Annotated in this window: 18 protein-coding genes; 6 read left to right on the forward strand and 12 right to left on the reverse strand. The window is 61.9% G+C overall.

Annotation, left to right across the window (positions count from 1 at the left end):
* The 5 genes from O2807_00430 to plsY all read left to right on the forward strand — a co-directional run.
* The coding region (locus O2807_00430; GenBank protein MDA0998966.1) for a LysM peptidoglycan-binding domain-containing protein at positions 1 to 1087 on the forward strand (1087 nt) is incomplete at its 5' end.
* A 154-nt stretch (positions 1088 to 1241) separates the two neighbouring features.
* Positions 1242 to 2021 carry an outer membrane protein assembly factor BamD gene (gene bamD, locus O2807_00435; protein MDA0998967.1) on the forward strand — a complete coding sequence of 260 codons (780 nt, stop codon included), beginning with the start codon at positions 1242 to 1244 and terminating at the stop codon, positions 2019 to 2021.
* A gap of 53 nt (positions 2022 to 2074) precedes the next feature.
* Complete coding sequence (locus O2807_00440) at positions 2075 to 3067, forward strand: RNA polymerase sigma factor RpoD/SigA (GenBank protein ID MDA0998968.1); 993 nt, start codon at positions 2075 to 2077, stop codon at positions 3065 to 3067.
* 3 nt (positions 3068 to 3070) lie between these two features.
* Positions 3071 to 3694: a CDP-diacylglycerol--glycerol-3-phosphate 3-phosphatidyltransferase gene (pgsA, locus tag O2807_00445; protein MDA0998969.1), complete on the forward strand. Its 624-nt coding sequence runs from the start codon at positions 3071 to 3073 to the stop codon at positions 3692 to 3694.
* Positions 3691 to 4323: a glycerol-3-phosphate 1-O-acyltransferase PlsY gene (gene plsY, locus O2807_00450; protein ID MDA0998970.1), complete on the forward strand. Its 633-nt coding sequence runs from the start codon at positions 3691 to 3693 to the stop codon at positions 4321 to 4323. Before pgsA ends, plsY begins: the two co-directional genes overlap by 4 nt.
* 295 nt (positions 4324 to 4618) lie before the next feature.
* On the opposite strand, the gene O2807_00455 is transcribed toward plsY, so the two are convergent.
* Positions 4619 to 5158, reverse strand: a complete 540-nt coding sequence (locus O2807_00455; protein MDA0998971.1) for a hypothetical protein — start codon at positions 5156 to 5158, stop codon at positions 4619 to 4621.
* A gap of 112 nt (positions 5159 to 5270) precedes the next feature.
* Between O2807_00455 and O2807_00460 the strand changes: the two genes are divergently transcribed.
* Positions 5271 to 7571 carry a mechanosensitive ion channel gene (locus O2807_00460; GenBank protein ID MDA0998972.1) on the forward strand — a complete coding sequence of 767 codons (2301 nt, stop codon included), beginning with the start codon at positions 5271 to 5273 and terminating at the stop codon, positions 7569 to 7571.
* Between the two features lie 45 nt (positions 7572 to 7616).
* Here the strand turns inward: O2807_00460 and O2807_00465 are convergent, their stop codons facing one another.
* The 11 genes from O2807_00465 to O2807_00515 all read right to left on the reverse strand — a co-directional run bounded on the left by O2807_00465 (position 7617) and on the right by O2807_00515 (position 19501).
* Positions 7617 to 8849, reverse strand: coding sequence for an inorganic phosphate transporter (locus O2807_00465; protein ID MDA0998973.1), 1233 nt, complete (start codon positions 8847 to 8849; stop codon positions 7617 to 7619).
* A 53-nt stretch (positions 8850 to 8902) separates the two neighbouring features.
* Positions 8903 to 9577, reverse strand: a complete 675-nt coding sequence (locus O2807_00470; protein MDA0998974.1) for a TIGR00153 family protein — start codon at positions 9575 to 9577, stop codon at positions 8903 to 8905.
* Between the two features lie 112 nt (positions 9578 to 9689).
* Entirely contained in the window at positions 9690 to 11981 is a 2292-nt protein-coding gene (locus O2807_00475; GenBank protein ID MDA0998975.1) for a xanthine dehydrogenase family protein molybdopterin-binding subunit, read from the reverse strand.
* Positions 11978 to 12448, reverse strand: a complete 471-nt coding sequence (locus tag O2807_00480) for a (2Fe-2S)-binding protein (protein ID MDA0998976.1) — start codon at positions 12446 to 12448, stop codon at positions 11978 to 11980. Before O2807_00480 ends, O2807_00475 begins: the two co-directional genes overlap by 4 nt.
* Before the next feature lie 22 nt (positions 12449 to 12470).
* Entirely contained in the window at positions 12471 to 13334 is an 864-nt protein-coding gene (locus O2807_00485; GenBank protein ID MDA0998977.1) for an FAD binding domain-containing protein, read from the reverse strand.
* A gap of 32 nt (positions 13335 to 13366) precedes the next feature.
* Positions 13367 to 14422 (reverse strand): PLP-dependent cysteine synthase family protein, encoded by a 1056-nt coding sequence (locus tag O2807_00490; GenBank protein MDA0998978.1) that lies wholly within the window; start codon positions 14420 to 14422, stop codon positions 13367 to 13369.
* A 30-nt stretch (positions 14423 to 14452) separates the two neighbouring features.
* Complete coding sequence (locus tag O2807_00495) at positions 14453 to 15466, reverse strand: cysteine synthase family protein (protein ID MDA0998979.1); 1014 nt, start codon at positions 15464 to 15466, stop codon at positions 14453 to 14455.
* Between the two features lie 37 nt (positions 15467 to 15503).
* On the reverse strand, positions 15504 to 16457 hold the full coding sequence (locus O2807_00500) for a TIGR03619 family F420-dependent LLM class oxidoreductase (GenBank protein MDA0998980.1): 954 nt from the start codon (positions 16455 to 16457) through the stop codon (positions 15504 to 15506).
* A gap of 34 nt (positions 16458 to 16491) precedes the next feature.
* Positions 16492 to 17766: an ArgE/DapE family deacylase gene (locus O2807_00505; GenBank protein ID MDA0998981.1), complete on the reverse strand. Its 1275-nt coding sequence runs from the start codon at positions 17764 to 17766 to the stop codon at positions 16492 to 16494.
* Between the two features lie 18 nt (positions 17767 to 17784).
* A complete protein-coding gene (locus tag O2807_00510; GenBank protein MDA0998982.1) occupies positions 17785 to 18558 on the reverse strand; it encodes a 3-oxoadipate--succinyl-CoA transferase subunit B in 774 nt (257 codons plus the stop codon).
* Complete coding sequence (locus tag O2807_00515) at positions 18548 to 19501, reverse strand: CoA transferase subunit A (GenBank protein MDA0998983.1); 954 nt, start codon at positions 19499 to 19501, stop codon at positions 18548 to 18550. The genes O2807_00510 and O2807_00515 overlap by 11 nt, the downstream gene beginning before the upstream one ends.
* Between the last annotated feature and the right edge of the window lie 109 nt (positions 19502 to 19610).

The raw sequence follows: 19610 nt of genomic DNA on the forward strand, positions 1-19610 counted from the left end.
CTACTACGTGGACGAGCGCCGGGACCCGGAAAAATCCGTCCAGGCGGCCGCCACTTATCTGAAAGCCCTCTATAAACAATTCGGCGACTGGCACCTGGCCCTCGCCGCCTACAACGCCGGGGAAAACAGGATAGCGCGCGCCATTCAAAGAACGGGCAAACGCAGCTATTGGGCCATCGCGCGCACACGTCACATCTCGGCGGAAACGAAGAATTACGTCCCCAAGTTCATTGCGGGCCTGATCATTGCGAAAAATCCGAACGTTTTCGGATTTGCCGACCTGAACCTGCATCCGCCGCTTCGCTACGAGATTGCTACTCTTCCCCGGGGGATGACCCTTCAGACCGCAGCGCGGCTGGCCCAGGTGCCCATGGAAACCATTTGGGACTTGAACGCGGAACTGCGATGGAAGATGACGCCACCGCAAAAGGGCTACCCGCTTCATCTGCCGGTGGGCCGGGGGGAGGGTTTTCTCCAGCGCCTGGCGAAAGCGCCTGTCGACCCATTTCCGGTGGCCTCCCGGTACCGCATCCAACGGGGGGACACCTTCGGGTCCATCGCGAAAAGATTCAACATCTCTCTCGGCAAACTGATGGAACTCAACGCACAGATTCATCCCCGGCGCCTTAAGCCTGGCACCGTCGTCATGCTCGCCCAGCCCCAATCCCCACAGAAGCCGCAAGAGGGCGAACCCATTCTGGCCGGCACCTCGCCCGAAACCCTGACAGACACCACCCGCTACCGCATCCAGCCGGGGGATACGCTCGGGACCATCGCCAGCCGCCACCAAGTACCACTCAGCAGGATTGTCGAACTCAATCCGGGGCTTCATCCCCGGCGCCTGCGGCCCGGCACGGTGATACGGCTCGGCCTGCTCCGCACCCGGGGGCCGGGCACTCTCATCGCCAAGGCCGACACGAAGGTGGCGCGCCCCGCCTCCCCCTCTCATCACATCGTTGGATCCGGCGAAAACGCCTGGACGATATCGCGCAAATACGGCATCCCCATGCAGGAGTTCCTTCGCCTGAACCGGCTGTCCGCATCGTCGGTGATTTTTCCGGGCGATCGACTCCGCATCCGCCAATGATTCCCGCCTCGCCGGTGTACGGAACCCGCGGTAAAACCTCCAATTCTTGACACTCCCCGAAGGGCTCGCATAAGATGAAACCGATTCGGATGCGAAAAGCTGTCTTGTTTTTTTCAATAAATTCAGGTGTTTTCCCCGGAGGTCTTCTCTCGACATGACAATCTTTCCCGCCCGCCGAAAATGCCGCCATCCGCTGCCCTTCCTTGCCCTGGCCATGCTCTTGGTCCTGTCCGGGTGCGTCTCCCGGCCCAAGGATCAAGCCTCGCCCGGCGAGTTGCTGATCCTCGGCCAGGAAGACCTGAAGGCCGAGCGCTTCGAACAGGCCCGAGCCGCCTTCAAGCGTCTTCTGCGCGAATTCCCGGACAGCAAACACCGCCGGGTCGCGCTGCTCAACCTGGCCGATTCCTTTTACAAGACCGAAGAATACATCGAGGCCAAGGTTCAGTACGCCGAATTCGTCCAGCTCTACCCGATCAGCACACAGACGCCGAAGGCGTACTATTTCCTCGCTATGTCGGACTACAACCTTGCCCTCTCCTATGACCGGGACCAAAGCGCGTCTATCGAAGCACTGAAGAATTTCGAGATCCTGATCAAACGATTCCCCAAGTCGGAGCATGTGGCGGACGCGAAGAAGAAAAAGGTTGCCCTCCTGAAGAAAATAGGGCGTCATGAGCTGTTCATCGCCCGTTTCTTTTTCAACCGGGGGCAGCGGCAATCGGCCATTCCCCGGCTCCGCGAAGTCATCCGTAAATACCACGACGCGCCGGAGGTGCGTGCCGAAGCCATGTACTATCTTGGGGAAAGCTACCGGCAGGAGGAGAGCTTCAAAAAATCTACGGAAGCTTTTCGGAATCTGATCACGCAGTACCCCTCTAGTTCTTTTGCGCAACGGGCGTACGATATTCTTCTCACCCTTGCCAAACGAAAGTAACGAGAACGCATGGACGGCCTTTCATTTTGCATCGGTCGGCAGCGAGGTGAATGATGGCCGAACAAAAGCGCAAAGCAAAAAAAAAGCAGGCCTCTCCTCCGGCCAAAAAGAAAAAAACCGGCCCGAAGGCGGCCGCGAAAGCCAAAGCTCCGCTGCCGAAACCTCCCGAGCCCCATAGGCCGCTGGTCAAAAAAACGAAACAAAAACCCGCTCTACCGGCCGCCACCGAGGACACGCTCGCCATCTATCTGCGCGAGATCCGGGATTTTCCGCTCCTGGTTCGGGAAGAGGAGCATGAGCTCGCCATCAAGTCCCAGGCACAGGACACCGAGGCCTTCAACAAGCTCATCCGCTCGAATCTACGATACGTGGTCAGCGTCGCCAACAAATACAAGGGGTTCGGGCTCTCCCTCGAAGATCTCATCAACGAAGGAAACATCGGCCTTATCCAGGCTGTCCGGCGCTTCGACCCGTACCGGGGCGTCAAGCTCATCACCTACGCCGTCTGGTGGATACGTCAAAGCATCATGCACGCCATCGCCGACCACACGGGAACCGTCCGCCTGCCCGTGAAGCAGGCGGCACTCGCGAACAAAGTCCGGCAGGCGTACAAACAGCTTCACCAGGAACTGCGGCGCGAACCGACCGGACAGGAGATTTCCGAGTATATTCACGTCGCCATCCCGGAAATCGAAAGCGTGATGCGGGTTTCGAGAGACTATCTCTCTCTCGATTCCCCGATCGGGGAAAATGACGACACCAGCTACCTCGACATGATGGAATCGGATAATTTCACCCCCGTCGAGGAGGACACATTCCAGCATTCCCTGGAGGAGGAAATCGAGGAGCTCCTTCAGGGCCTCGACCCGAGGGAGCGGAAAATCATCCGGATGCGCTACGGATTCGAGGGGGAGCCGATGACGCTCGAGGATATCGGCCAGAAGATCGGGCTTTCCCGCGAGCGGATCCGGCAGATCGAGAAAAAGGCGATCCGGCGTTTCCGCGCACGGGTGAAAAACAAATCACTGCTGGATTATTTGAGATAGGTCATGACGAGAACAGGCTCCGGACAGCCGCAAGAGACGAGCGAAAACAACGCCGAGGAGAGTTGGCGGGAGTCTGCCTCCCGGCTAATCGCCAGCGGGGGAAAAGAGCGCCTCACCCTCGCGAACCGCCTGACGCTGGCCCGCATCTTGATGCTTCCCCTTCTGGTTCTTTTTCTTCTTCAGGGCTCGTCCACCGCCCACCTGGCGGCCGGTGCGCTTTTTATTCTGTCCGCGTTCACCGACTGGCTCGACGGATATCTCGCTCGCAGGCGGGGTCAGATTACGCCGCTGGGCGAAATTCTCGACCCGGTAGCCGACAAACTGCTCATCACGGCGGCCCTCCTCCCCCTGGTTGCGATCGGTGAGGTGGACGCCTGGATCGCCGGTATCATTCTCGGAAGGGAATTTCTGGTCACCGCCCTTCGTGCCGTCGCGCTCAAGCAAGGACTGGTGGCCCCCGCTGGCATTATCGGAAAATGGAAAATGGGCCTTGAGGTCGCGGCCATCACCGCGCTCATCCTTCAGATTTTGCCCCCTCTGGGGACCGTTCTGATCTGGGCGGCCATGCTGGCCGCCATCATCTCGGCGGTGGATTATTTTCGCCATATCTTGCGGGAACTCGTTTGATCGCCGAAACCCTGATCACGCTTGTGCTGGCGTTTTTCGCCGGCTCCGTTCCCTTTGCGCTGCTCACCACCCGGTGGCTCGGCCGGCCCGACCCCCGGCTTTCGGGAAGCGGGAATATCGGGGCCACCAACGTGCTCCGCACCAGCGGAAAGACGGCGGGCATCGCCACGCTGGCGGGCGATATCCTGAAGGGCACCCTGGCCGTTTACCTCCTTCCGCTCCTTCTCGCCGCTCCCGAGGAAAGCCGCCCGATTGCGAGCCTCGCGGCCGCTGGAGCGGTCTGCGGCCACATTTTCTCGCCCTTCGCCGGCTTTAAGGGAGGAAAGGGCGTCGCCACGGGCCTGGGGGCGATGGCGGTGCTCACGCCCGCTCCCGTGGCCATTGCCGCCCTCGTGTTCGCCGGGGCGGTCGCCCTCACCCGGTATGTCGCGCTCGGCTCCATGCTCGGCGCCGTGGCGGTTCCCGTCGCGGCCCTGCTCACAGGAGCACCGCCCCCCTATCCGCTCACGGCAACGGTGATCGGCCTGCTCATCATCTGGCGGCACAAGGAGAACATCCGGCGTCTCCTCCAGGGCGAGGAGAACCGCCTGGGCGGGGGCCGCCCCGCCGCGGAAGACAAGAAGCCATGATCACCGGCTGCGCTCCGTTTTTCCTGATCGCGCTGGCCGGCGTGGCGCTCGGCAGCTGGTCTTTCGGGACGCATCTGGCCGCCCGGATCACCGGTATCTCACTGCTGGCGGTGTCGATCTTGTACTTCGCCCTCCTCAACTGGACGGCGCAAAATAACTTGCGGCAGAGGAAGGACGGCAGGGAAGAACCCGGGCTGGCCCCCTATCCCGAGCGGGAGGCACGTGAGCGCCCGGCCGGTGAGGCGGCGTTCACCGCGTCGGACCGGAAGGAGTGCGGCCGGCGTCCTGCTCGCCGTCATTCTCTATCTGTTCGTCCGGTCCTGAACCGGAAAGTCCGCCCGGCTAGTCTTCCAGCGCCGTCTCCCACATCGCCAGAAAGCGGAGAAGCTCCCCCGGGGGGCGGGAGCCAGATTTCCGCCAGCGTCGGTCTCGGCGTTTCGCTGACCCGGATGCCGAGTCCCCATCCCTTCAGGCGCCGGAAGGCATCCTCGTCCGTCCGGTCGTCTCCCAGATAGGCTGCCATCGTCCCCGGCGGAGACTCCCGCCAAAGCGTTTCGACGGCATCCCCTTTTTCCCTTCCGGCTGCGCGCACTTCGAGGCCGCCGTCAAACTCCATCAGCTCGAGGCCGGCCCCCGCCGAAATCGGCGTCCAGAGACGGCGCGCCTGGGCCAGAGCCTCCCTCGCCGCAGACTCCGAGAGGCCGCGGACGTGGCAGGCCAGGGAGTAGGGATTTTTCTCGATCCGGGGGCTGGCGGGGCGAAAACAATCAATCGCAAACTTGGTCCACGCTCTCCAAAAACCATGATCCAGGGCCCGCCCCGCCCGCCGTCTCAATCATTGTCTCATGCCGCCCGCCATTCATTGCGTTTCACCTTCCTAATAAGGCAACATTTCCTAGCATCCGGTATTCACCGCATGGCGTCTTGTCCCCAGAAAGAGAGGTCGGATGGATTTTTCGATACGGTACAAATACGGGAGGAGTCAGCTGGCCGCTTTGCTGCTTTTCGCGCTTTTCCTGGCATCCGCCATCTTCTTCCCGGCGACCCCGGCGGCCGGTGCACCGGCTTCCGGCGGCCCCAAAAGCGCCTCCCCCGGCCTCTCCGCGGATGCAGGTCAAATCAACCGCCTGATATCGCGCATCGAGGACCCGGCGCAGCGGGCCGCCCTCATCCAGGAACTTCGCCTTCTGCTCCAAATGCAGGGGAAAAATGAAAAAAAAGAGAAAAAAGCGCCCGCCGCTTCCGGCACTTTCGCAGGACGCCTTTTGAGGAGGCTGGACACTTCTCTCTCCCGGAGTCTCAAGTCATTCGAGGAGATTCCCCGCAAAATCCAAAAAGAGCTTGCCCTGTGGAAGCGGACATTTTCGCAAAAGTACGCCTACTGGACGGCATTCCGGTTTCTGGCCGCAGGTGCTCTCGCTTTTATCCTTTTCTTTCTTTTTCACCGATTCCTCAACAGATACCTTCTACCCCCGAAAGAAGCAGGAGATGACGGCTGGAAAACTCGTGTCCGGAAATCCATTCGCCACTGGCTGGAGTCCATCCTTCCGGCAGGAATAACACTGCTGGCCGGATCGTTCCTCGTCACCCTTCTGGGGTTTTCCCCCGTGGGCAAGGAAATTTTTCTTCTTATTTTATGGGCCTTTTTTCTCCAGGGCTTCCTCCTGGGCGGAAGCGCCGCCCTTTTGACGCCGGAGCGGCCAAGCTGGCGCCTTCTCCCCATTTCCGATTCCGACGCGGCCTACTTCTCCCTCTGGGCCCGCCGATTCATTCTTGTCTGGGTATGGGGCGCCGCACTGTCCGAAATCGCCGCTGCCGCCTGGCTCGACAACGCTCTCGCAGGCGGAATCGCCCACCTGTACCGCCTCGTCCTGTTCCTTCAGGTTCTGGTTTTGATATCGCAGCAGCGCGAACGCGTTCGCACCCTTCTCTCCATCGGCGAATCCGATAAAACGGCCGCTTCACTTAAACTCGTAATCGGCGCCTGGAACATTTTGGCGGCCCGCTGGCACTTCCTGGCCATCCTCTACTGCGCCGCGTTCTTTTTCCTCTGGAGCACCGGCTCGGAACTTGAGATCAGATACTTCCTGACCTCCTCTTTATTGACCATTCTCGTCGTCTGCGCGGCCTTTGTTCTGCACCAATTGGTACTGATGGGGATACGCTGGCTTTTTGCGATCAGCGATCGCCTCAGCTACCTGATTCCGGGGATTGAACAGCGGGCAAACCGCTATACCCCCATTGTTTCATGGACATTCGGCTTACTGATTTGGGGGATGGCCCTCATTTTCGCCATGGGCGCCTGGGGTCTTCCGGCCATCCAGATTCTTTTTTCCGGCCCCGTTCTCGTGGCCATCCAGTCCCTGGCGCAGTTCGTCATCACCTTGGCCATCGCCGTGAGCCTCATCGAAGCGGCGCAGGCCGTCATCGAATACTTCCTGGAGGGGCGGAAAGACGAGAGGGGCCAGCCCATCGCCCCCACGCCCCAGCAAAAGACCCTCCTCCCGCTCGGATTTACGGTCGTCAAATGGACGGTCATTGCCGTGACGGCCATGGTGATCCTGGGGCAATTCGGGGTCAACATCGGCCCTGTCCTGGCCGGCGCCGGCATCCTCGGCCTGGCTGTCGGGTTCGGCGCCCAATCGCTGGTCAAGGACATCATCACCGGGGTCTTCATGCTCATCGAGGACAATATTGCGGTCGGCGACGTCGTGCGCGTGAAAGACACCGCGGGCCTCGTCGAGAGTTTCAACCTGCGATCGGTCCAGCTTCGCGACTACGACGGCAACGTACACGTCATTCCCAACAGCGCGATCGACGTTGTCACGAACTTCACGAAAGAGTACAGCCGATCGGTATTCGATATCGGCGTCGCCTACCGGGAAAACGTGGACGAGGTCATCAATGTGATCCGGGAGGTCGCCGAAAAGATGCGGGAAGACGCGGATTGGAAGGATATTATCCTCGAGCCCGTGGAAATTGCGGGTGTCGAAAAATTCGACAGCTCGGCGGTCATCATCCGCGGCCGCTTCAAAACCCAGCCGATTCAGCAATGGAGCGTGCGGAGAGAATTTCACCGGCGGATCAAAAATGCCTTCGATGCGCGCGGCATCGAGATTCCCTTTCCCTACCGTACCCTCACCTGGGCGGAACCCAAGCCGGGAAACACTCCAGCCGCCTCACCCGGCCCGGGCGGCTCTTCTGTGCAACCGGACACGCCCGGACCCACAGAGAGCGTCGGCAGATAAAAACGCCGCTCTTCCGCAAAAGCCATTTTTTAGTTCAGGGAAAATTTAGTTCAGGAAAGATTCCAGAATCCGGTAAATCAGCATCGTTACGCCGGCCGCAAAAGGAAGGGTCAACAGCCAGGATGAAATGATGTTGCGGATGACCCGCAGGTTCAGCGCCCGGATGCCGCGCGCCATTCCGACGCCGATGACCGAGCCCACCAGGGTGTGGGTCGTCGAAATGGGAAGTCCGATCTGGGAGCAAATCAGGACCGTCGTGGCCGCGGCGAACTGGGCCGCGAAGCCGTTTTGCGGGGTGATTTCCGTAATATTCTTGCCAATCGTGGCCATCACCTTGCCCCCCGCGATTGCGAGCCCCGACACGATTCCCACACCGCCAAAAACGAGCACCCACCACGGCACCGGCACCCTGGAAGCGAGCGAACCGCTTCGGGCGACATCGAGCACCGCCGCAAGGGGCCCCACTGCGTTCGCCACGTCATTCGCGCCGTGCGCAAAGGCGACATATCCGCTCGTGACAATGAGGAGGAACGTGAAAAAACGATCGGTCAGATCGCGCCGCAGCAGCGCCGAATCCCGGCGAAAAAAATAACGCGCGACAAAAAAGACGAGCGCCCCCACAATCACCCCGACGAGAAGGACCGACCCGAAAGTGACGGGGAGCTTCAGGTTTTTCATGGCCTTGAATACGAACGACTGCAGAAGAACCACCACCGTCACGAAAAGAATGAAGGGCGCGTATTTTCGCGTCGCATGGTCGGGTTCCTCCATCCCCAGGATATACGCCCGGACCAGGTAGAAAATGAGGAATCCCAGGAGACCGCCCACGACCGGCGATATGAGCCAGCTGAGAACGATGCTGGTCAGCACGCCATAGTTCAGCCCGGCCGCGCCCTTGGCCACCAGCCCGAAGCCGATGACCGCCCCCACGATGGAATGGGTCGTGGAGACCGGAAGGCCCAGCGTGGTCGCGGCATGCAGCCAAAGGGCGGCGCCCAGCAGGGCCGCCGTCATCCCGATGACGAAGAGGATGGGCTCTCCCTCGAAAATAGCGGGGTTGACGATGCCTTTGCGGATGGTGGACGTGACGGAGCTGCCGACGAGAACGGCGCCGGAAAATTCCGCGATGGCGGCGATCCACAGCGCATTTTTCAGGGACAGAATGCCGCTGCCTACCGCTGGCGCCATGGCGTTGGCCACATCGTTGGCACCGATGTTCCACGCCATGTAGGCGGCAAAGGCGCATGCGAGTATTACAAGAATCGTTTGTGAAGACATACGTGTGGGAAATCTCTCTTAGTGAAAAAGACTACGAACGGGGCGGGCCGGATTTACTTCTGATAAAGCATCAGACGAATGCGGTCGGCCGTCTTCTCCGAGTAGTTGGCGATATCGCCAATCTCCCGGAAAATTTTCGACCACCAGAAAATGTCCACGGGCTTCATTTCGTCTTCCATGTCGAACATCAGCCGGAGCATCTCGAACTGGGCCTTGTCCGCACTCCATTCCAGCTGCCCGACGCTGTCGATTTTCTTCTGCAAGGAGACGGCCTCGGCCCCCCCCATGCCGACCTCGACGAGACTCTCCAGAGACTGAATCACCTCCGCCGAAACCAGGTGCGTCTCGACGCAGGTGTCCACGTATTTCAGGAGGGGCTCCCGCCAGGAGGAAGGCGTCTGCACGCGCCGGACCGTGAGAAGAAAGGCGATGTCCTCGACCGTATCGGGGATACTGTCCTGTTGGGACAGTACGCTCAGAAAATCGGCGCGATTGACGGGAAGAAAAATGCTCCGGGGGAGCGTATCGCGTATCTGGTTCTTGATCTCGTCGGCTTTATGCTCGAGCTTCGAAATTTCCTTGGCCAGGGATTCCACCTTCGCCTGGTCGCCGTTCAGGAGCGCCTCGAACATGGGCCGGACTATTTTCACGCAATCCGTCCCCTTGGACATGTGCTCCTGAAGGGCGCGGAAGGGCGATTTTGCAAAGAGTTGAACGATGGCGCGCATCTCAATCCTCGGGGTGCGGAGTGGAACATCGGAATTTCAGTCGCGGGGACATTAAACTCCCAGGTGGAGGTTGTCAAACACCTTTTCGAGGCCGGGTACCCCTCATCTTTTCCTATGCTTTGCGGGTCTCCCGGATGGCCTCGAGGACCCGTTCGGGCGTCATCGGCAAGCTCCTGATTTTGGCCCCCGTCGCGTTGAAGACCGCATTCGCGATGGCCGCCGAAGTGGGATTGATCGCCGTTTCAGCCAGCCCCTTGGCGCCGTAGGGCCCGTGCGGGTCGATGGTCTCCACAAAATGGTGTGCCACCGGCGGAGCATCCATCGAGGTGGCGATCAGATAGTCGTGGAAGTTGACACCCCGGATGCGCCCCTCCTGGGGGGCGAGACCCTCCATCATGCTATAGCTCATCGCCTGAATGGCGCCGCCCTCGACCTGGCCCTCGGCCCCGAGCCGGTTCAGCACCCGGCCCGGATCGTGCCCCGCCGCAACCCGCAGCACCCGCACAACGCCGGTCTCGGTGTCCACCTCCACCTCCACCGCCTGGACGCCGAAGGAATAGGTGGTCGAGGGGTTCCCGTATTTGTCCTTCCCCAGCGGCTCTCCACCCGCGAACCAGGTGCCCTCGCCCCGGATCAGACCCCCGGCGTGCTTCACCACCTCGGCGACCGTGGTCTTCCGCTCCGGAAGGCCCGCGACGGAGATTTCACGGCCCACGATCTGGAGTTCACCCGCCGAAGCCTCCAGAACATCCGCCGCCGCAAGAAGAAGCTTCTCTCTCGCATCTGCGGCCGCCAGCTTGACGGCATTGCCGCCGATCAGGGTGATCCGGCTGGCAAAAGCGCCAAACCCGAACGGCATGCATCCGGTATCGGTCGGGGGAACGGAAATATCCTCCACCGGGATGCCCAGCTCCTCCGCCGCGATAAAGGCCATCACGCTGGCCGATCCCTGCCCGAGATCGGATTCGCCGGACCAGATCTCCACTTTTCCGTTTTCATCAATGCGGACTTCCGCGCCGGAGGGTTCCTCGTCGGTCGTCCCCAGGGCGACGGCGAACCCCTTGTTGCCCGTGACGTGAATCGTGCTGGCCAGCCCCACGCCGCGTCCCGTCTTCTTTCCGCCCTTCGGGATTCTCTTTTCGCCCCATCCGATGGAATCCGCGGCGAAGCGCGTCGCCTCGGCGACGCCGCAGCTCGCGATCTTCCAGCCGTGGATCGAAAGGTCCCCCTTCTCGGTGTAGTTCTTCATGCGCAGCGCCACCGGGTCGATCCCCAGCCCTTCGGCGGCGGTGTCCATGTGCGACTCCCATGCGAAGGTCGCCTGCACGTTGCCGAATCCGCGCATCTGGCCCGAGGGACAGACGTTCGTGTAGACGAGCTTCCCCTCGATATCGACCGCGGGCGTGCGGTAGAGGTTGTCCGTCCGAAGGGCGATGGAGCTCATGATCGCCGGAGAGAGGGAACTGTAGGCGCCGTTTTCGGCGATGATGCGGACGCGCTTGCCGAGGAGCTTGCCGTCCTTCCGGAAGGCGGATTGCAGGTAAATATGCACCGGCATCCGCGGCCGCATGCTGATGAGATCCTCCTGCAGGGAGAGCAGGAACCGGACGGGCTTTTCGGCCGCTCGGGCCAGCATGGTGGCCAGAAGGGCCGCCTTCACGTCCAGCTTGCCGCCGAAGGCGCCTCCCGGCTTCGTCACCATGACCCGCAGGTTATCGGGGGCGACCCCCGTGACGGGGGAGATCATGAAAGTGCGGATGACAAACGCGGACTGGAGACAGCCCCAGATGTCCACTTTCCCATCCGGGTACCACTTCGCCACGCAGCCCGTGGGCTCGATATAGGCCTGATGGGCCAGATGGGTGTGATAGTCCTCCTCGAAGGTGGCATCGGCCACATCGAAGGCGGCGTCCACCTCGCCGCGGGTCACGTGGAACTGATTGGCGATATTCCCCGCAATGTTGTCATGGACAAGAGGGGCGCCCTCTTCCAGCGCGGCGAAAGGATCAACCGCCGCCGGAAGCACTTCATAGTCCACCTTGATCAGGCCGAGGGCGTGCCGGGCGGTGTCCTCGTCCACGGCGGCGACGGCGGCCACCTCATCCCCGATGTAGCGAACCTTCTCCCGGCAAAAAGCGGTTTCATCCTTGTCGATGATGCCGAAGGGCGCGTTCGGGGTGTTGTTGCGCGAGAGGACGGCATAGACGCCGGGAAGCCGCTCCGCCGCCGAGGTGTCGATGTTCAGGATGCGGGCGTGCGGATGCGGGCTCCGGAGCGCCTTGCCCACCAGCATCCCCGGAAGGCGGATATCGTCAATGTACGTTGTCGCCCCCGTGACCTTCTCGACGCCATCCACGAACGGAAGGCGCTGGCCGATGACCTTCCCTCCTTCGATCTCCGTCATTTCCGCATCTCCTCGGCCGCGGCGGCCACCGCCTCGAAAATTTTCTGGTATCCCGTGCACCGGCAGAGGTTCCCCGCGAGGCCCCTGCGGATCTCATCGAGGGTGGGGGCGGGATTTTCATCCAGCAGAGCCTTGGCGGCGACGACGATGCCCGGGGTGCAGAAGCCGCACTGCAAACCGCCCTTTTCGACCATCTGGCGCTGAATCGGGTGCAGGGCATCCTCGGTGCCGATCCCGCGGACGGTCACCACCTCGGCGCCATCCGCCTGGGCCGCGAACACCAGGCAAGAGTTCACCGCTTCCCCGTTCAGGAGCACCGCGCAGGCCCCGCAGTCGCCCGCCTCACAGCTCGCCTTCACATCCAGATGGTCCAGCCGCCGGAGAAGGCGCAGCAGGGTGTCGTCCGCCCGCACAGACGCCTTTTTCGTCTCTCCGTTGACCTTCAGCGAAACCGCATAATCGCTCATCGAAACCCCTCAGTCTCTCTGCTCAGGCGCTCACCGTCTCGCCTTTCGGCATCCCCAGAGCCTCCCGGAGTAGACGACGGACGAGCACTTCGCACATCTGGCTGCGGTAGGCGGCCGACGCGCGGATATCGTCGATCGGGTTTGCGCTCTCCCTGGCCGTTGCGGCCGCCGCCTCGATATCCGCATCCCCCGGGCGCTTTCCCTGCAAAAGGCGCTCGGCCGCCACCGCCCGGTAGGGGACGGCCGCCACCGCGCCCATGCCGATTCGGGCTTCGGCGCAGGTCTCTCCCTCCATCCGCAGGGCGAGCGCCACGCTCACGACCGAGATGGCCATCGCGCGACGCAGCTGCAGCTTGTAGTAGGCGGAGCGGTCCGCAGCCTCCAGCGGGCGAATCGAAACGGCCCGGATGAGCTCGCCGGGGCGTACCGCCGTCTTCCGGTAGTCCAGGAAAAATTCCGAAAGGGGCAGTGTTCGCTCTCCCGCGGCGGAGATCAGATCGAGTTCCCCATCCTGCGCCATGAGCGGCGGCGCGAGGTCGGCCGCCGGCGAGGCGTCCATGAGATTTCCCGCCACCGTCGCCCGGTTGCGGATGAGCGGCCCCGCGAAATCGCGGGCGCACAGGTAAAGCGGCGCGGCGGCGCTTTTGATGACATCCGAGTTGAGCAGATCGGTCACCGTCGCCAGGGCCCCGATGCGGATGGCGCCCCCTTTTTCCTCGATGAAGCGGAGCTCGCGGATGCCGCTGATATCAACGACCCGCTCCAGGCGTTTTCGTCCAAACAGGAGATCCGGGACGATATTCGTCCCGCCGGATACAAACCCGGCCTCCGGGGCGGCGGCCGCGGAGAGGGCCTCTTCAATCGTCCTGGCGCGCAAAAATTCCATTACCGCTCCCTGGCCCGAACGGGCATCCAGAATCAGCCAATCAATTCCCAATCGGGCGAATATTTGTCGAGCTGGCCCGCACTGTAATCGTCAATGGAATGATCCCGCTCGGGGACTTCCACGTGTTTTTCTTCCCCGCAGAGCGCCGTCGTGAAATAGCGCTGTCCGGTATCGTTGATGTTGGTCACGATATTGCCCAACTCCGGATGGGCCCGTGCCACCTTGAGGGCCGCGGCGACGTTGCACCCCGAGGAGATGCCACAGAAGATGCCCTCCTCGCGCGCGAGGCGGCGGGCCATCTCGATGGATTCATCGGTGGTCGTCGTCACGATGCCGCTGAGCTGGGAGAGATCGAGCGCCTTGGGGACAAATCCGTCCCCGATGCCCTCGATGCCGTGCGGCCCCCAGCCGCGCTGGCTGAGCAGGGGACACTCCTCGGGCTCGACCGCATAGAGCCGGACGCTGCGATTGCGCTCCCGAACGAATTTTCCGACACCGCTGACCCAGCCCCCGGTCCCCTGCGAGGCGACAACGGCGTCCACCCGGCCGTCCAGCTGCTCCCAAATCTCGGGCCCGGTGGTCAGGTAGTGGGCCTCGTTGTTGTCCAAGTTATCGAACTGGGCGGGCACCCAGTATTTGCCGGGGTCGGCGCCGCGCACCTCCTCGAGTTTCTCGAGGGAAAGGTCCACATCGCTCTCCCCGCCCGGGGTGAAGATCAGCTCGGTCCCGTAGGCGCGCATGAGCTTCTTCCGCTCATCGCTCATGCCCTCGGGCATGACGACGGTGCACTTGTAGCCCTTGACCGCCGCCACGAAGGAGCAGGCGATTCCGGCGTTTCCCGTCGAGCACTCGAGGATGGTCATCCCCGGCTTCAGATCGCCGCGCTCTTCCGCCTTGCTGATCATGTTGAAGTAAATTCTGTCCTTGAGGCTGCCGGAGGGGGAGAACCACTCGATTTTCGCAAAGACGCTCGGCTCGACGCCCGCCGCCGCCCGGTTCAGTTTCACGAGGGGGGTGCCGCCGATCGCATCGAACATGCTGTCGCAGTATCTCCGGTACGAATCCCACGGCCGGCGCTGAATCGCCATTGACGGCTCTCTCCTTTCGCCTCTTTCTGCCTAGTGAATGATTTCCCAATCGGCGTTGTGCCGGCGCAGGGCCTCGGCCTGGCGCAGTGTCTCTTCATTGCAAAGCGCGGTCGAGAAGTATCTCTGCCCGGAATCCCCGAACACGGTCACGATATTTTCGACCTCCGCATGCACCTGCGCAAACTTCATGGCCGCCGCCATGTTGCACCCCGAGGAAATGCCGCAAAAAATCCCCTCTTCCAGAGAGAGGCGCCGAGCCACCTGGATGGACTCCTCCGTGCTGACCGTCACCATGCCGGAAAAAAGACCAAGATCGAGAATTTTGGGGATCAAGCCATCCCCGATTCCGGCGATCCCGTGCGGCCCGCAAATTCCCTCGCTGATCAGGGGGCACTCGGTCGGTTCGACGCCGTAGATCAGAATGTCCGGGTTTTTCTCCTTCAGGTATCGGCCCACCCCCGTCAGCCATCCGCCCGTCCCCGTGGCGGCCACGATGGCGTCTACCTTTCCCTCAAGTTGTTCCCAGATTTCGGGGCCCGAGGTCTGGTAGTGCGCCTCGGTGTTGTCGGGATTTTCGAATTCGCCGGGAAACCAGTATTTCTCCGGATCGCTCTCATAAAGTTCTTTTACGCGCTGGAGGGCGATATCCACGTCGCTCTCCCCGCCGGGAGTGAGAATCAGCTCCGCGCCATAGGCCCGGATCATCTTCTTCCGCTCCTCCCCCATGTCCTCCGGCATCACGATGGTGCAGGCGTAGCCTCTGACCGCCGCAGCGGCCGAACAGGCGATGCCGGCGTTTCCGGAGGAGCATTCGATAATCGCCATCCCCGGCCGAAGGTCTCCCCTCGCCTCGGCCTTCGAGATCATGTTGCCGTAAATCCTGTCCTTGAGGCTGCCCGTCGGGGAGTACCACTCGATCTTCGCGTATATCGTCGGCCTGAAGAATCGGGTGATGCGGTTCAGCCGGACAAGAGGCGTTCCTCCGACCGCTTCAAGTATGTTCTCGCAATAATGCGAGAGCGCGTTCCAGCTCTTCTCTTTCACGACGCCCAACGGACCATCTCCGAGGAAGCCCGAAAATCTACTTCTTCAGGCGAGGAAGAATCTCACGCGCGATGATTGCCACCTGCTCCATCTCGTACCTGTAGGGCACAAAAATGATTTTCTGGATGCCGACATCAATGTGGGCCTGGAGCTGCTCGACGCATTCATCCACCGTTCCCATGATGGCGCTGCCTGCCGTGGATTCGCTCCAGGAGGCGTAGTCCCACTCCGTGCGGAGCCACTCGTTCATCGGCCCCGCAATCTTCTCCCGGGAATCTCCCACCATGATGGGAAGCTGGTTGCAGTTCATCAGGCCGGCGGGGTCCTTCCCGGCCTCCTCGGCGAATTGGCAGACCTTCTCCCATGATTTGGCGAAACTCTCCGGGGTGTAGAAATAGGTCAGCCAGCCGTCCCCCTGGACCGCCGCCCGCTTCAGCACGCGGTCCACGTAGCCCCCGATGAGCAGCGGCGGGCGGGGCTTCTGGACGGGCTTGGGGAACATCACGGAGTTTCGCAAATTGTGCGGCGGGTACTCCCCCTGCACCATGTCCTCCTGCCAGAGCCGGGTCATGATCTCGAGATTCTGATCCATGATCTTCCCCCGCCGCTCGAAGGAAACGCCCACGGCGTCGAACTCCCTTTTGTACCACCCCGAGGCCATCCCCATGATGAGCCGGCCGTTCGATATCTGATCGATGCTGGAAAGCTGCTTGGCCAGAACCACCGGATTCCGGAGAGGAAGAACAAGAACGCCCGTCCCGAGCTTGATCTTGCTCGTCCGGGCGGCCACGGCGGTGAGCAGCGAGAGCGATTCGATGATGGGAAAATGCGGCTCAACGCCCAGGAGAATGTGATCCCACACCCAGAGGGACTCGAAGCCGAGCTCCTCCATCTTGACGCCGTAGTCGATCAGCGCCTGTGCGTCGGGGAGTTCAGGCCACGCGGTGAAATTCCGCATGGCGATTCCGTAGGTGACCGATGTATCCGCCATGATGTTTCCTGTCCTCTCCGCCGGATGAGACTTTCTACTCCACCCCGCACCAGTCCATGATGGACAGCGCCAGCGTCTTCGTCGCCGTGATCAGATCCTCGACGACCACCCACTCGTTGTTCGCATGCATCTGGGTGGTGGGTCCGGGGCCGAAGATCACGGTCGGGATTTTTGCAAAGCCGTTCAGGAAGCGCGTGTCGGCGGCGCCCTGCCGGCCGGAGATCTCGGGGTCCTTCCCCGCAATTTCCCGAAAACTTCCCGCCACCGTCTGGACGATGGGGTGTTCCGGGTCAATGGCCGCCGCGTAGGCGTAATAGCCCGTAAAGCGCACCTCGGGGGGATGATCCTTCATCCAGGGGTCCGCCGCCGCCGCCGCGGCCACCTGATCGACCAGGCTCTGCTTGGCGGCGTCGTGATCCTCTCCGGGCACGGTGGCCAGACTTCCCTTGAGCAGGCAGGTGTCCGGGAAGGCGCTCGGGAAGCTGCCCGCCTCGAAGGAGCCCACCATGCAGGGAATGGCGTCGATGATCTTGGGATAGAGTGGATGGGAGATGGTCTCCAGTCGCCTTTTCTCGAGATTTGCCACCGCCTGGGTGATCTTGTAGCCGAGATCGATGGCGTTGACGCCCTCGTACCGCCGCTGGATGCCGGCGGCCTTCCCCCTGATCAGAATCTCGAACCAGATGCGCCCGATGCAGCCCGGCTGGACAGCGAGGCCGCTCGTCTCGCAGCAGATGCCCGCATCCGCCGTGTACCCGCGGAGGATGGTGTCGAGCGTCCCGTGGCCGCTGAGTTCCTCATCCACCACAAAATCGAGGATGACATCCCCCTTGGGCCTGATGCCCGCCGCGAGGAGGCACTCGGCCGCCATGATGATGGCCGCGACGCCGCTCTTCATGTCGGAGGCCCCGCGCCCGTAGAGTTTGCCGCCTTCGATCTCGGCCGAGAGCGCCCCGTGGGACCAGGCATCAGGCGGGCCGTGGGGTACGGTGTCGGTGTGGCCGTTCATGAGGAGGGACTTTCCGCCGCCCGCCCCCTTGATGACGCCGACGACGTTGGGCCTTCCATCGTAGCCACGGTTCACCGCGACATATTCGGGGTGTTTTTTAAGCGCCTCCCAATCCGATTCCCAGACATCCACCTTATCGACGCCGTTCATCTTGCGGAGGTAGTCGGCGATGAAATTCTGGATTTCGCCCTCCTCCCCCGTCACGCTGCTGATGCGGACAATATCCTGGAGGAATGCGACGATCTGGTCCCTGCGGGCGTCAATCTCTGCCAGGACCTTCGCACGCTTCTCTTCGCTCATGCCGCTTCCTCTTTGGCGCTAGGCGATGTAGAGCCGATCGGGGTCGAGATTCCGCAGGACGGCGAGTTCGTTTTCGGCGGGCGGCGCGGTCGTGCCGAGATCATCCGCCACCATGAGCTCGAAATCCGTGTTTTTCTGCACCTCATCGAGGGTGACGCCGGGGTGGAGCTTTTCGACCTTCATCCGGCGGGTCTTCTCATCGAAGCCGAGCAGGGCGAGATCGGTCACCACCTTGTACATCCCGCCGGCGGGGAGACCCGAATCCTCGCGGGAGGTGCCGCCGCGGAGATAACCGGGACTCGTGATGAAGTCCACTTTCTTCACGAAGCGGCGCTTTTCGTGCTTCATGGCGACGATCATCTGCGTCAGGCTCGAGATGTCGTTTCCGCCGCCGGTGCCGGGAAGGCGGATTTTCGGATTATCGGCCGGGCCGAGGTAGGAGCTGTTCAGGTTCCCGTACTGATCGATCTGGGCGCCCCCCATGAAGCCGTAGTCCACATAGCCGCGTTGGAGGAGCAGGAGCACCTCGGTGATGCCGAGGAGCATGTTCGCCCGCCTCGTGCACCTTTGCTCGTTCGTCGAGGGGGGAAGCTGGCCCGGAACGATGAAGGGGCCGATGGTCCCGCCCTCGAAGAGGATGGTCAGCGTCGGGGCCTGGAGACGCTGGGCGAGGGTCACCGCGAGAAGCGGAATCCCGACCCCGGCGAAGATGATCTGGCCATCCCCGAGAAGCCGCGCGCTCATGACGGCCAGAAGCTCGGAGGCGGTGTAGTCCTTCGCGCTAGTCGTCATAGATGCTCCTCCCCCGCTTCGCCGCATCAAGCATTTCGCCCAAGCCGATCAGGGAGAGATAATCGTTCCAGCTCTCCGGGCCGTAGTAGTGCCTGTCGAGATAGACCTTGACGCCCTTCTCCGGGTCCTCCTTCGTGAGGCCCGCGTAGTAGTCCAGATGCGAGAAAAAGGGCTCATACGCCCCGTAGCACTCATGCGGGGCGCAGCCGAAGGGCACCTCGACAACGGCCTCCACCGTGAAGAAGGGTATTTTCGTCTGATCGGGCGCCCGGCGGATCTGATCGTTCGAGACGATCCGCTCGGTCGTGAGGATGACCTTGTTCGCCGCCATGGCGATGTCGATGTCCATGAAGGGGAGGCCGTCGAGCTGGGCGTTGCCGTAAGCGTCGCACCGCTGGACGTGGATCAGGGCGACATCCGGGTTGAGGGCGGGCACCAGCGCCACCTTCTCGCCGGTGAAGGGGCAGTCCATCTCCTTGAGGTCATCGAGCCTTCCCGCGATGTCCGAGCCCATCATCGAGCGCATCGGCATGAAGGGAGCCCCCATGGCGCCCGCCCGGTAGCGGAGGCCCATCGCCATGTGGCTCCATTCCTCGAACTGCGCCAAGCCCTTTTCGGTGTAATGGCGCATGACGCGGGAGACCCCCCAGACGATGCCCTGGCTGAACCAACTCGTGATGATGTGCGGGCTTGCGCCCGAGGCGTAGAGGAAATCCCCCTCGGAGGAGACGATGCTCCGCGAGACGGTGAGATTTTTCTTCTTCGCGCGGATCAGCGCCCAGATCATCGCGAGCGGGGTGCGCGACATCGTGCAGCCCCCGATGGCGACGTGGTCTCCGTCTTTGACGGATTTCGCGGCCTCCTCGAGGCTCACCACCTTCTCGTGCAGGCTGCGGTCCCGCGACAGGGTGCGCTCCCGCAAATCCATGTAGGACAAAACCATCTGGGACCCTTTCGTTTCAGTAATTTCAAAGCGGAAACCTGGGCTTCCCCTAGAAATTAAGGCTTCCGGGGGAGTATCACAATGTCAGAAATTAAAATTTTACCCATTG

The organism is bacterium, from assembly GCA_027622355.1.
Lineage (GTDB): Bacteria > UBA8248 > UBA8248 > UBA8248 > UBA8248 > JAQBZT01.

Coding starts and splice junctions, on each gene's coding strand:
- bamD (MDA0998967.1), top strand. CDS start 1,242: ATGACAATCTTTCCCGCCCGCCGAAAATGCCGCCATCCGCTGCCCTTC.
- O2807_00440 (MDA0998968.1), top strand. CDS start 2,075: ATGGCCGAACAAAAGCGCAAAGCAAAAAAAAAGCAGGCCTCTCCTCCG.
- pgsA (MDA0998969.1), top strand. CDS start 3,071: ATGACGAGAACAGGCTCCGGACAGCCGCAAGAGACGAGCGAAAACAAC.
- O2807_00460 (MDA0998972.1), top strand. CDS start 5,271: ATGGATTTTTCGATACGGTACAAATACGGGAGGAGTCAGCTGGCCGCT.
- O2807_00465 (MDA0998973.1), bottom strand. CDS start 8,849: ATGTCTTCACAAACGATTCTTGTAATACTCGCATGCGCCTTTGCCGCC.
- O2807_00470 (MDA0998974.1), bottom strand. CDS start 9,577: ATGCGCGCCATCGTTCAACTCTTTGCAAAATCGCCCTTCCGCGCCCTT.
- O2807_00475 (MDA0998975.1), bottom strand. CDS start 11,981: ATGACGGAGATCGAAGGAGGGAAGGTCATCGGCCAGCGCCTTCCGTTC.
- O2807_00480 (MDA0998976.1), bottom strand. CDS start 12,448: ATGAGCGATTATGCGGTTTCGCTGAAGGTCAACGGAGAGACGAAAAAG.
- O2807_00485 (MDA0998977.1), bottom strand. CDS start 13,334: ATGGAATTTTTGCGCGCCAGGACGATTGAAGAGGCCCTCTCCGCGGCC.
- O2807_00490 (MDA0998978.1), bottom strand. CDS start 14,422: ATGGCGATTCAGCGCCGGCCGTGGGATTCGTACCGGAGATACTGCGAC.
- O2807_00500 (MDA0998980.1), bottom strand. CDS start 16,457: ATGGCGGATACATCGGTCACCTACGGAATCGCCATGCGGAATTTCACC.
- O2807_00505 (MDA0998981.1), bottom strand. CDS start 17,766: ATGAGCGAAGAGAAGCGTGCGAAGGTCCTGGCAGAGATTGACGCCCGC.
- O2807_00510 (MDA0998982.1), bottom strand. CDS start 18,558: ATGACGACTAGCGCGAAGGACTACACCGCCTCCGAGCTTCTGGCCGTC.
- O2807_00515 (MDA0998983.1), bottom strand. CDS start 19,501: ATGGTTTTGTCCTACATGGATTTGCGGGAGCGCACCCTGTCGCGGGAC.